This window comes from Bacteroides sp. AM16-24, assembly GCF_003471885.1.
Taxonomy (GTDB): domain Bacteria; phylum Bacteroidota; class Bacteroidia; order Bacteroidales; family Bacteroidaceae; genus Bacteroides.
Genome location: NZ_QRKI01000001.1, coordinates 442,176 through 455,446 on the forward strand (window position 1 = coordinate 442,176; position 13,271 = coordinate 455,446).

Genomic DNA, 13,271 nt, shown 5'->3' on the forward strand with positions numbered 1-13,271 from the left:
TAAAACTTATTTGATGTAACACACTGTTGTATTTGCAAAGTCGTAATATCACTGAATGTATCTGTAACGCTCTTCTTTGTCGGGGGTAGGATAGGCTTTTATCTTTGTCTCATAGACTAACAAATTAATTTTGCTATATTATGAAAGTATCATTAAAAACTAAGATTATTGGCTTGTTGCTTGGATTGGCTTTAACGCCTATATTAAAGGCGGCGGACAAGTTTGTTACTTTTAATCAGGAAGGGGGAACACTGGCATTGACCACTACCCAACAACCGAATTTCAGTATTTTATGCGCTGATGAAGAGCATAAGGGGGTATTAATGGCTGTGCGTAATTTGCAAGAGGATTTCTTTCGAGCGACGAATACTCGTCCTTATTTGAAGATAGGTGCAAAAAAGCAAGTTGATGAAGGAGCGCAAAAATTACGTATCCTTATAGGTTCTTTTGATAAATCGCCGTTGATAAAACAATTAGTGAAGGCGAAAAAATTGGATGTTCGTGAGTTGAAAGGTAGAAATGAAAAGTTTATTATTACCACTGTAACAAATCCGATAGAAGGGGTGGAAGGCGAAGTCTTACTGATTGCAGGCAGTGACAAAAGAGGTACAATTTATGGTATTTATGAGTTATCGTGCCAGATTGGTATATCTCCATGGTATTGGTGGGCAGATGTTCCGGTAGAGTCGCATAAAGAGATTTATATAAAGAAAGGTGTATATACCGATGGAGAGCCGGTTGTACAATATCGTGGTATTTTTATCAATGATGAGTGGCCTTGTATGGGTGGATGGACTACGGAACGTTATGGAGGATTTAATAGTAAAATGTATAAGCATGTATACGAATTACTTCTCCGTCTAAAAGCAAATTTTCTGTGGCCTGCCATGTGGAGTGCTGCTTTTTATGCAGATGATCCCATGAACAGTCCATTAGCTGATGAGATGGGGATCATAATCGGTACTTCTCATCATGAGCCTATGGCACGTAATCATCAGGAATATGCTCGCAATCGTAAAGTGTATGGAGCTTGGAACTATCAAACGAATAAAAAAGGCATTGATCGTTTCTTTCGTGAAGGCATAGAACGTATGAAAGGCAAAGAAGAAGTGGTAACTATTGCTATGCGTGGTGACGGTGATGCACCTATGGGACCTGATACGGATACAAAGTTACTGGAAAACATAGTAAAAGAGCAACGTCGTATTATAACAGAAGTTACGGGTAAACCAGCGTCTAAGACACCACAATTGTGGGCTCTCTACAGTGAGGTTCTGGAATATTACGATCAGGGAATGCAAATACCTGATGATGTGATGATTCTTTTATGTGATGATAACTGGGGCGATGTGCGTCGTCTGCCTGAACCGGGCGCCAAGCGTCATCCTGGTGGTTATGGAATGTACTATCATGTAGATTTACATGGTGCTCCGCGTGCTTATCAGTGGCTGAATATGACACAGATTCAGCATATGTGGGAACAATTATACCTTACTTATACATACGGTGTGGATAAGATGTGGATATTGAATGTGGGTGATTTGAAACCGAATGAATTCCCTACAGACTTCTTTCTGAAAATGGCATGGAATCCTAATGCATTCGATGCAGGTAATCTGATGGATTATACAAGAGAATTCTGTCGTCAGCAATTTGGCGATGAACATGCTGATGAAGCTGCACGGATTTTAAATCTTCATTGTAAATATTGTGCTCGTGTAACGGCAGAGATGTTAGATCACGAAACTTACAATTTACAAAGCGGTGAGTTTAAAGCAGTAACTGATGAATTTCTTGCATTGGAAGCACATGCTGTTCGTCAGTTTACTCTGTTGCCGGAAAATATGCACGATGTTTATAAAGAACTGATATTGTTTCCCGTACAAGCTATGGCGAATCTTTATGAAATGTACTACGCTGTAGCTATGAATCGGCAGTTAGCTATGGAAAATGACTTGCGTGCCAATGCTTGGGCAGACCGTGCAGAATATTGCTTTCGCAGAGATGCGGAATTATGTGACGATTATAATCATAATATTGCGGGTGGCAAATGGAAGCATATGATGGATCAAACGCATATTGGTTACACTTCTTGGGATGAACCGAAGGGAGGAAACATAATGCCGAAAGTAATCCGTGTGGATGCTTCCCTGGACAAGGCTATAAAAATGGGGGGATATGAGTATGAAGAGAATAATGGAGTTGTTGTAATGGAGGCAGAACGCTTTGCTAGGTCTGTACAGAAGTCGGGGACACAATGGACTGTTATACCGGATATGGGACGCACACTTTCCGGACTTTCTCTAATGCCATATACCGAATCAGTTTCTGGCGCATCACTAATATACCAAATGCGGTTGAAATCAGACTTGTCCGGTGTATGTGTACGTTTAATATTAGATAGCACCTTGCCTTTTATTAAAGGTGGGCATAGCTATGCTATTAGTTTAGATGATGGGGTGGAACAGATTGTAAACTACAATTCAGATTTAACCTGGGCTAATTGCTATTCGAAAATGTATCCTGCGGGAGCAGCACGGATCATAGAATCCAAAGTTACTTTTCCTGATGTAACTTTAAAAGCCGGAGTGCATACTCTGACCATTCGTCCTCTCAGCCCAGCCATAGTGTTACATAAGATAATAGTAGATTGTGGAGGTGGTATGTCCGGTAGGCTTAATCTGATGGAAAGCCCACGGACAAGAACCATAAAATAGACTTATATGTGAAAGATGCCATCTTTTATATCATAAGTTGGCATCTCTTGTTGCATAAGTTGGCATCTTTTACATCATAAGATGCCATCTTTTGTTTTATCCTGTCCTATATGTTGTTCCATATATTCTGATGGGGATGCACCAAACATTTCACGGAATGCCGTGGCGAAGTAAGTGGGATGCGTGAATCCTGTTAGTGTAGCAACTTCTGTTATGCTATGTCGCTTTTCGGCTAATAGAGTAGCAGCTTGCTTCAAGCGTAAGTTGCGGATGAGTTGTTGTGTAGTTTGATTTGTGAGTTCTTTGAGTTTGCGATGCAGGTGCACACGGCTGATGCCTACTTCTGTACTGATCATCTCTACTGTTAATGCCGGGTTACTTAAATTTTCATTGATAACGCGCATGACGCGCTCCATAAGTCGATCATTAGGTGATTTTATTTCAGGAATTGAAATTTGTTCCTCTTGATTCTGGCGACCACTGAAAGCATTACGTAATTGTTCACGGTTACGAATCAGATTTAGAACGGTTTTTCTTAACAGTCCAATGCTGAAAGGTTTCATCAGATAGGCATCGGCTCCGGTATCCAGTCCTTCTAAGTTGTCTTCTTCGCGGGTGCGGGCGGTGAGAAGGATAATGGGTAGATAGTTGATGTTAATATTCTGCCGTATTTTACGACAGAGTGTCAGCCCATCCATTTCAGGCATCATCACATCACTGATTATAAGATCAGGTGTATGTGATAGTATTAACGCTAATGCTTCTTTTCCATTACTGCATTCAGCCATGTAAAAGTCGTTGCCCAACTCACGGCAGATATAATGACGAATTTCTTCATCGTCTTCTACAACGAGCACATGGTGACGGCTGCGAACACGTTTTATTTCATCTTCTTCACTCTCATAGGGTAGAGGAGAAACTGCTAGTATTGGTTCTATTGTGGAAGTTTCTATTATACCATTGGTGGAGGTTGATTCTTCCATTTCTTCTTTTTTCAGATGTTCGTTTCCTAATGGCAATCGTATGATAAATCGGGAGCCTGCATATCCTTCTCCATTATCTTCTACACGAATGCTTCCATAATGTAATTCCACTAAAGAACGTGTCAGATGGAGTCCAATACCAGTTCCGACATTTGAATTGTTCTGGCTATTGCGTATTTGATAGAATCGCTCAAATATATGTTCTCGTTCCGCGGGAGCAATACCAATACCACTATCTGCAACTGTAAGTTCAACATATCGGTGCAGAGGTGCTTTATCTGGAAGACTGGTGTCTTCTCCTGTGTTGAGACTGACCTTCACTTTTCCGTTTTCAGGTGTGAATTTGCAAGCGTTCGACAATAGATTTAAGATGACTTTATCAAAATTCTTAGGGTCTATCCACATTTCTATTTCAGGAGTGGAAGTCTGGAACTCCAGTTCAAGTTTCTTTATTCTTGTCTGTTGTTCAAAGGCCTCTAATATATCGCGGGTGAAGCTTACTATTTCAGCCTTTTTAAATATGAGGGACATCTGTCCTTTATCTATCTTACGGATATCCATTAATTGATTTACCAATTGCAGGATGCGTTCGGCATTCCGTTGTATAGTAGCGTAGAGTTTTCTGCATTCTACATCTTTATCTTTTGCTATCAACTGTTGTAAAGGGCTGATGATAAGTGACATTGGTGTCCGAATTTCATGAGAAATATTGATGAAGAATTGCAGCTTGGCTTCATTAATCTGTTCTGCATGGATGTGTTGCAACATCTTTTGATGCATGTGGTAGCGATGTCGTACCTGCATCACAATAAATCCAATTACTGACAATATTAATAGAGTATATATTAATTTTGCCCAACCTGATACCCACCATGCCGGATCTATCTGGATGATAATTTCTTTCTCTTCTGAATAAGCTGTATAGTCTTTAGCTTTCATCCTGAAATGGTAAGTCCCAGGTGCCAGATCACTGAAAGAGACTCTGTTGACACCTGGCGCTAATGCTACCCAGTTTGCTCCGTTCATAGAATAAAGGTAAGTAATGCGCTCTGGATTATAGAATTCCATAGCTGTAAATTCAATGCTGAACGAGTTGTCTTTATGGCATAGATGAAATTTGTTAGTTTTCTGCACTGCTGTTTCTATGACTTCATGCTTGCCGGATTGTGTTCCCTTCTTTACAGCTTTGTTATGGATGTAGAAATCAGCAATTTTTATTTCTGGCTGTTTTACTTCTGCAGTGATTTCTGCCGGGCGGAAATAAGTGATGCCATTGATCCCTCCAAAAATAAGATAATCCTCTTTGCCCTTGCAGGCAGCATTTTGACTGAATTCGTTTCCTTGTAGTCCATTTCCTGCATAGTAGTTGGCAAAATCGCCCGTTTCCAGGTTCATGTTTGTGATGCCATAGTTGGTACTAATCCATAATCCATGTTGTCTGTCACTCTGTATGGCACAAATGGTATTATTGGGTAAGCCGTCGTGTGTGGTATAGGTCTTAGAGTTTCCATTTTTACCATCTATATGGATGAGGCCTTTGGTAGTACCTGCCCAGATATCTCCTCGTTCATCTTCAAAAAGGGTCAAAACTATGCTCCCTCCGAATATTCTGTTTTTCTTGTAAGTTGAAGTGAAGCTCATTGTAGATATGTCCAGACATCCCAAACCGTCGTATGTACCGATATATAATTTACCATTGCTGGTGCATAGCAGTGAGGATACCCAACGATTGTGAAGTGCGTTATAGTTTTCCTGATATTCTTTTCCACTTTCAAAAGTATCACATCTGTTTATTTTTCCGGTCTTTAAATCCATATAGAAGACACCTCCGCCCATAACGGCTATCCACAACCGTTCTCCATTTTTGTCTGATACCAAATGCGATATGTTTTTTATTTCATTTTGATTATGATCCTGCAGTTTATAATAGTGACATATACCTGTTTTCGGATTCATTTCTGCCAGCCCTTCTAAGGGTGAAGCTAACCATAATCTGCCATCTGCAGTTTGATGGATGTAATTGATGGTTGATGGTACAGACTGGGCGTTTTCCTTGTGCTCAAAGTGCAGGGAAAGTTTGCTTTCTTCTTTTATGCCATATATGCCGTCATTGGCAGTCCCAAGCCATAAGGTACCTTCACTATCTTTGCATACAGCCTTTATACAGTTTGAGCCTATCTTATTTGTTGTCAGTGATTTGTACCCCATATACTTGAATTGATTTGTTGTAGCCGGAAGCAGCATCACTCCTTTGGCATTGATGCCCAACCATAAGTTTCCTGCTTTATCCTTGGTAATGGCACGTACGTCAGCTTTACTGAAATCGAAAGTACTGAAGCTAAATTCACTTTCTTTTATTTTCTGTGTGTGTGTATCGTATACTTTAATTCCATAACCTATGGTACCGATATAAACTTTCCCTTGTTCGGTAGCACATATTGTATTAATAGGCAGATTGGTAGGAGTAGGACAAATGATGGGGATAAATGTGTCTTCTTGTTGGTTGTAGATGAACATCCCTTTGTTTATATTACTGGCATAAATATTTCCTTTTTCATCTTGGCAAATGGAAGTGACTATATTCCAAGCATTTTCTTTTCCAATGAAGTAGTGGTATATCTGGTTTAATGTGTCGATGCGGTATAAACCTTTACCTTCTGTAGATACCCACAGGTTACCTGTCTGATCTTCAAATAGGTATGTGATGAAAAAACTGGGAACTGGTAATTGTGCTTCTTTAATGACAGGTTCCGTTCCTTCTAATTTTAATGAATAAACACCATGTCCGGAAGTTCCTATTAATAGGTCTCCATTTTTGCGTTCTAATATCGTACTGATATGTGCGCTCATGTTTTCTCCTGTTTGATAGAAGATAGGTATTTCTTTAAAGAGATCTGTTGCAGGATTATAGAGTTGTAGTCCACGTTGAGTACCTACTAAAAAGTGTCCTTTGCTATCTTCAAAGAGAGTCCGTACGTTATTATCTACTAAGGAACTGTCATTCCCTTCTTTGTGTTTATATATACTGAACTTAGCACCGTCATAACGGTTTAGACCGTCATCGGTAGCTATCCATATGACTCCGTCTTTAGCTTGATATATCTGATTGATATTGCTGTTCGATAGTTCGCGGTCTACTGTGAATAATTTCTCTGATTGACTGTATCCGTATGTTGCGAAGAAAAGAAATAAGATGGATAATAGCGTTTTCATGATTATGTTGGGGTTAGCAATTGTGATACAAAAGTAATTGAAAACAGATATTCTCGCAAACATATATATGGGAAAAAGCCCCTTATAAAGCATGGATGTAACGTCTGGCAAATGATGTGTTACATTTCATGCGATAATTTGAGGGATAGTGTATAATATAAAAAAAGAGGTTACCAAAAATGGCAACCTCTTTCCATAAAAATATAAAAAGGATTATTTCTTGAAGTAACGGTTGTAGAGTCCTTCGAAACCTTTACCGTGGCGAGCTTCATCTTTAGCCATTTCATGAACAGTGTCATGGATAGCATCCAGATTCAAAGCTTTTGCGCGAGTAGCAATACGCTTCTTGTCTTCGCAAGCACCAGATTCGGCATTCATTCTCTTTTCGAGGTTAGTTTTGGTATCCCATACACAGTCACCCAACAGTTCAGCAAATTTAGAAGCGTGTTCTGCTTCTTCCCAAGCATAACGTTTGAAAGCTTCAGCTACTTCGGGGTAACCTTCGCGGTCAGCCTGACGGCTCATAGCCAAGTACATACCAACTTCTGTACATTCGCCCATGAAGTGATTGTTCAAGTCTTTGATCATTTCGTCATCACAACCTTTAGCTACACCGATTACATGTTCGTCAGCAAAAGAAAGAGGACCATCTTCTGTCGTTTCTACAACTTCTACGAACTTGCTTGCAGGAGCTTTACACAACGGGCATTTCTCAGGAGCGGCATCACCTTCATATACGTAACCGCATACAGTACATCTAAATTTTTTCATTTTCTTTTTGATTTAATTGAATTAGTTATTCGTTTGTTCTTATAATAAAACGTTAGTCTTCTTTACATTGTTTACAGATTCCTTTGTAATAATAGTGGATTTCCTGCACTTTGTGTCCATCTATATCTGTATCTACCACTTGTCTTACAGTGTCATTGCACGCCAGATCATAAACTTTACCACAGCGTTTGCACAGGAAATGTGCATGTGGAGTAGTGTCGGCATCATAACATGTGTTACGCTCATCAATGGTCAGCGTCTGTGCAGCTCCTTGTTCGCTCAAAATTTTCAGTGTGTTGTAAACTGTTGTTTTTGAGAGCGTCGGTATAGTAGGAGATAGTGCTGTATAAATCTCGTCTACCGTCGGATGTGTGCGGTGCTCCATAAGATATTTCATGATGGCAATGCGCTGCACCGAAGGTTTGATATTATGTCCTTGCAATCGTTCTACTACTATTTCCATATTTTCTTAATTCAAACTTGTAATAATTACATTTTTATTTCGCTTGCAAAGATAAAGACTTCTTTGAATTTTCCAAAAGATTTCTAATCTTTTTTTGTTGTCTTGTTGTTAATAGTAGTTCTATTTTTAATTAATAGGTTGGTAAGGGAGCTCTATCCAGAACTCGGAACCTTTATTCACTTCAGAATGTATTCCGACAGTGGCATTCATCTTTTCAGCTATCATCTGGCAGATAGACAAGCCGAGTCCTGTGCCTTGCTTGAAGTTGTCCAGCTTTACAAAACGCTGAAAAATGGTTTGTTGTTTATCGGAGGAAATACCACAACCTGTATCCCGTACATAGAAACGGATTTTTCCGTCTTGGGGAGGATGATAACCAATGGTAATGCTTCCTTGATTGGTGTATTTGATAGCATTGGAGAAGTAATTTCCAAGTACTTGCATCAGACGGTTCTTTTCAGTATGGATATAGCATTTCTTCATGCCGAATTCTGTTACACACTTCACGTTTGCCGGCATTCTGAAACGGAAAGCATCCTCAAGTTTACGGATACAGCTGTTTACGTCTACATCGGTGTAGCAGAAGTCCAGTAAACCGGCTTCTATTCTTGACAAATCAAGGATGTCGTTTATGAGTTGTAATAACAGGTAATTGTTATCTTCTATAATTCTGATGTATTCATGATTTTCCGGTGTGTCTGTTGTCTCAGCAAGAATACTGGAAAAACCAACAATTGCATTGAGAGGAGTACGTATCTCATGGCTCATGTTGGCAAGAAAAGCAGACTTTAACCGGTCGGATTCTTCAGCACGTTCCTTAGCTTGAATGAGTTCCTTTTTATGTCTTTGGGAATGGATATAGTAGAAAATATACAGAGCGATGAGTAGGACTATAAATAAGCCTGTCATCCAGATATAAGTTTTATATTGTTGATAGAAAGTAGGAGGCTGAAAGAAATAAACCGCATCTTTCGGATATAAGTTTTCGGGAATTTTACACCACTTCAGATCGGCGAAGTTGAGATAGGTTTGTGGAATTCCACCATTTTGATAAGGAATGGAAGAGGCGGCTTCGCCTGATAAAATACGACCGATTAAAGACATTACTGTGTTTGTGAAATCATGGATGGAGATATAATGCCCGCCTACATATAAGTTTTCTTGGAGGTTTAAATCGGCTAATGTGAATACCGGAACTTCCAGGAAGCTGGGAAGTATTTTTTTAAGGTGATCCGATAAATAATAATTCTTATTGCTTCCATATTGTCGGAGCCAGGCATAATAGATGACCCCGGTCGTTTTTTTGTAGCTGGTAAGTGTGTCCAGTAATTCTTCAGTGCTTATTTGTTCAGAGGATAAAAGCTCCAGTTGCAGATTGGGAAAATCTTTTTGCATTACCTCTTTTATTGCCTGACGAGTAACAACGCTGATATAGCGATTATCGGAAATGAAAGCGATTCGTTTGACTTCCGGTTGAAGTTGCCGGATGAGTTCAAGAGTTTGCTTGATGTAATATGGCTGTTCCAGTACAGTGATATTGTAGTTTTTATTGAATTCCTCAATGGGAATACTGTTTTCTTCTGTGAGAGGAATCTTACTTAATAATGTTTGCAGGTCGGCTGGAACCCTTTTGCGGGAATAACAAAGAATAACAGGGATGTCTTTCCAGGGGCCATCGAAAATAGGTGCGCTGACCAACCATCCCGGGTCGCCAACAATTATGACTGCTTTTGGTGGATAGGATATGTCTGTAATATATTAGCTTGAGCTTGTCTGACCTCTTCTTCGCTTTTTAATACCGGGACCGTGAGAAAATAATTGTGTAGCTCTATGTTTTTATTATAGGGAAAACGTTTTTGGATTTCATTCAGAAAACCATGTATCCAAGCTTCTTCGGCATTGACGGAGCTAAGAAATAACACGTATTCTTTTTCTTTAGCAGAAACGGAAAGGCATTCGACTAATAATATTAGTGAAAGTAGCCATTTATGGAGTGAACTATGGAGCTTCATGAGTTTTGTATAACGTGCTTTAAAATGTGGCTAAAAGTACAAATAATCCGGGATATACGAAGTGAAAGAAATGATTATTTTGTGTTTGTGGATAAATAACTGTATTTTTGCCGTCAAATTTTATAAATGACATCCTTATGAATTACGGATATGTAAAGGTAGCGGCGGCTGTGCCCCGTGTGAAGGTGGCGGACTGCAAGTTCAATGCCGGAGAAATAGAAAAGGAGATAATCATAGCTGAAGGAAAAGGTGTGCAAATCATAGCCTTTCCGGAACTGTGTGTCACAGGATATACATGCGGCGATCTGTTTGCTCAGCAACTGCTGCTTGAAGAAGCAGAAATGGGGCTGATACATATTATAAGTAATACACGACAGCTGGACATAATAGCTATACTTGGTATGCCGATAGCGATGAATGGTGTATTGCTGAATGCAGCCGTCGTAATTCAGAAAGGAAAAGTGCTGGGTGTGGTACCTAAGACTTATCTTCCTAATTACAAGGAATTTTACGAGAAACGCTGGTTTACATCTGCTGTTGATGTTAGTGAGACTAGTGTACGCCTTTGCGGCCAACTGGTTCCCATGGGAGCCAATTTACTGTTTGAGATGGCAGATACGACATTCGGCATTGAAATCTGTGAAGATCTGTGGGCACCTATTCCGCCCAGTTCCTCACTGGCATTGCAAGGTGCTGAGATACTGTTTAATCTTTCTGCTGATAATGAGGGAATTGGAAAGCATAATTATTTGCGCTCTCTGATTAGTCAGCAATCGGCACGTTGTATTGCCGGTTATGTATTCTGTTCGTGTGGCTTCGGAGAATCCACTACTGACGTAGTGTTTGCCGGAAACGGTTTGATTTATGAAAATGGCAGCTTAATAGAATATAGTAAACGCTTCTCTTTTGAGGGGCAAGTTGTTATCGGTGAGATTGATGTGGAACATTTGCGTATAGAAAGGCGTGTAAACACAACGTTTGCTACCTGTCGGGCACATTGTGCACCGGAGGAAGCAGTACGTGTTTCTACGGAATATGTGAATAGTAAAGAACTGAACCTGACACGACGTTTCGATCCGCATCCGTTTGTACCGCAAGGAACTGCATTGAATGAGCGTTGTGAAGAAATATTTTCGATACAGGTTTCCGGTCTGGCACAACGTCTGGTGCATACGTGCGCTAAAAGTGCGGTGGTTGGTATTTCCGGTGGATTGGATTCTACTTTGGCACTGCTGGTATGTGTAAAGACCTTTGATAAATTGGGATGGTCCCGCAAAGACATTATCGGTGTGACGATGCCGGGTTTTGGCACCACTGACCGTACGCATACAAATGCGGTGGATTTAATGAACTCTTTGGGAATTACCGTGCGTGAGGTCAGCATCAAAGAAGCTTGTATTCAGCATTTCAAAGATATAGATCACGACATCAATGTACACGATGTGGTCTATGAAAACGCCCAGGCTCGCGAGCGCACACAGATATTAATGGATATTGCCAACCAAACTTGGGGAATGGTGATAGGTACGGGTGACCTTTCAGAATTAGCGCTGGGATGGGCAACTTATAATGGCGACCATATGTCCATGTATGGTGTGAATGGAAGTGTTCCTAAGACATTGGTCAAGCATTTGGTGAAGTGGGTGGCTGAGAATGATATGGATGCAGCTTCTCGTGCAACGCTACTGGACATTGTCGATACTCCGATAAGTCCGGAACTTATTCCGGCAGATGAAAATGGGAATATCAAACAAATCACGGAAGACTTGGTTGGTCCGTATGAATTGCATGATTTTTTCTTGTACTATTTCCTGCGTTGTGGTTTCCGCCCTTCCAAGATATTTTTTCTTGCAGCGCGTACGTTTAAGGATATGTATGATGAAGAGACCATTAAGAAGTGGTTGCAAGTATTCTTCCGCCGTTTCTTCAATCAGCAATTCAAACGCTCTTGTTTGCCGGACGGACCTAAGGTAGGTAGCATTTCTATCAGTCCACGTGGTGACTGGCGTATGCCGAGTGATGCATCATCAGAAATGTGGTTGAGGGAAGTGGAAAGTTTGTAGTGATGATATAATTTATTGATTATCAATAAATAGCATTTACATGTAATTTACCCCATAATGTAAAAGCATTTACCGCAGGATGTAACGACCTTTACCGCCTATTGTAACGGCTTTTACCTCGGCATGTAACGGCCTTTACCTCGGCATGTAACGATCTTTACTTCAGCATGTAAATGGAGTTACCGTGTGGAGTATACAATAAAGGAGTTATTATCTGCTGGAAGGCTGGTAATATTTACGGTAGATCGATTGAAATTCCTTGCTGTTGCAGAAGGTTTGTAACCATGAATTAAGACTGTCTAATAAAACAGGCGACTGTTTGCTGACTCCCCAAGAATAGAATTGTGTGAAACTGATATCTGTATTGATATCTATTTGCGGAAAACTATCTGAAACGATACGGGCAATACTTTCATCGCATACGGCATAGTCAATGTCACCATGGGCTACAAGAGCTATCAATTGTTCCGAACCGTATTTGTCTATTTCCTTAATATATATGGTATCTCCAATCTCGTTTCCCAGATTATGGATACGCAGGATGGATGGTGATCCTTTCACTACGTGCAAGGTTTTTCCAGCTAAGTCCAATTGACTTTTAACGAATATGGAATCAGTGGGGGAAGTAGCTTTTCTTTGTACGAGAATCTGTTTGTTCAGCACAATCGGAGTCGTAAGTAATAAGGAATCTTTCAATTCACTGGTAGCCAGAATGCCGTAAGCAATGACATCAAACTCTCCATCTGCCAGTCCTTTGAGTCGTTTATCGAAACTCATTTCCGGAGTGATAGCAGCTTTCCAGCCATGATCACGTGCAAAAGCTTCTATTAATTCATAGTGGAAACCGGATAAGGTATCTCCATCTACGTAAAAGCTGATGGAATTATACTCCGTAGCAGCGCGGATAATTTTCTCTGTAGCTATTTCTGCATAATCACGAGGATGTCCATGCTTCTTCTCTTTCTTTAAAAAGAAAGTAGTAATACAAGCAGCTATGATCCCCATTGCTACATATTTCAGAATATTGGCTTTCGATATTTTCATAAGGA

The 13,271-nt window shown here is 40.2% G+C and carries 7 protein-coding genes; 2 read left to right on the forward strand and 5 right to left on the reverse strand.

Annotation, left to right across the window (positions count from 1 at the left end):
* The first annotated feature begins 140 nt into the window (after positions 1-140).
* Positions 141-2,717: a glycosyl hydrolase 115 family protein gene (locus DW182_RS01660; protein WP_118294429.1), complete on the forward strand. Its 2,577-nt coding sequence runs from the start codon at positions 141-143 to the stop codon at positions 2,715-2,717.
* Positions 2,718-2,791: 74 nt separating this feature from the next.
* Here DW182_RS01660 and DW182_RS01665 read toward each other — a convergent pair whose 3' ends face one another.
* The 4 genes from DW182_RS01665 to DW182_RS01680 all read right to left on the reverse strand — a co-directional run bounded on the left by DW182_RS01665 (position 2,792) and on the right by DW182_RS01680 (position 9,845).
* Complete coding sequence (locus tag DW182_RS01665) at positions 2,792-6,913, reverse strand: two-component regulator propeller domain-containing protein (RefSeq protein WP_118294537.1); 4,122 nt, start codon at positions 6,911-6,913, stop codon at positions 2,792-2,794.
* A gap of 213 nt (positions 6,914-7,126) precedes the next feature.
* Positions 7,127-7,684: an NADH peroxidase gene (locus tag DW182_RS01670; protein ID WP_007215010.1), complete on the reverse strand. Its 558-nt coding sequence runs from the start codon at positions 7,682-7,684 to the stop codon at positions 7,127-7,129.
* A 52-nt stretch (positions 7,685-7,736) separates the two neighbouring features.
* Complete coding sequence (locus DW182_RS01675) at positions 7,737-8,147, reverse strand: Fur family transcriptional regulator (RefSeq protein WP_118294430.1); 411 nt, start codon at positions 8,145-8,147, stop codon at positions 7,737-7,739.
* A gap of 126 nt (positions 8,148-8,273) precedes the next feature.
* On the reverse strand, positions 8,274-9,845 hold the full coding sequence (locus tag DW182_RS01680; RefSeq protein WP_233564058.1) for an ATP-binding protein: 1,572 nt from the start codon (positions 9,843-9,845) through the stop codon (positions 8,274-8,276).
* Between the two features lie 451 nt (positions 9,846-10,296).
* Here DW182_RS01680 and DW182_RS01685 point away from each other — a divergent pair, with 451 nt between their 5' ends.
* On the forward strand, positions 10,297-12,222 hold the full coding sequence (locus DW182_RS01685) for an NAD(+) synthase (RefSeq protein WP_118294431.1): 1,926 nt from the start codon (positions 10,297-10,299) through the stop codon (positions 12,220-12,222).
* A gap of 210 nt (positions 12,223-12,432) precedes the next feature.
* On the opposite strand, the gene DW182_RS01690 is transcribed toward DW182_RS01685, so the two are convergent.
* Positions 12,433-13,266: a transporter substrate-binding domain-containing protein gene (locus tag DW182_RS01690; protein WP_007663885.1), complete on the reverse strand. Its 834-nt coding sequence runs from the start codon at positions 13,264-13,266 to the stop codon at positions 12,433-12,435.
* Positions 13,267-13,271 lie beyond the last annotated feature (5 nt).

What these genes read in the sequence shown, in the direction of transcription:
- DW182_RS01670 (WP_007215010.1), bottom strand. Translation starts at nt 7,684, where the DNA reads ATGAAAAAATTTAGATGTACTGTATGCGGTTACGTATATGAAGGTGAT.
- DW182_RS01665 (WP_118294537.1), bottom strand. Translation starts at nt 6,913, where the DNA reads ATGAAAACGCTATTATCCATCTTATTTCTTTTCTTCGCAACATACGGA.
- DW182_RS01660 (WP_118294429.1), top strand. Translation starts at nt 141, where the DNA reads ATGAAAGTATCATTAAAAACTAAGATTATTGGCTTGTTGCTTGGATTG.
- DW182_RS01675 (WP_118294430.1), bottom strand. Translation starts at nt 8,147, where the DNA reads ATGGAAATAGTAGTAGAACGATTGCAAGGACATAATATCAAACCTTCG.
- DW182_RS01690 (WP_007663885.1), bottom strand. Translation starts at nt 13,266, where the DNA reads ATGAAAATATCGAAAGCCAATATTCTGAAATATGTAGCAATGGGGATC.
- DW182_RS01685 (WP_118294431.1), top strand. Translation starts at nt 10,297, where the DNA reads ATGAATTACGGATATGTAAAGGTAGCGGCGGCTGTGCCCCGTGTGAAG.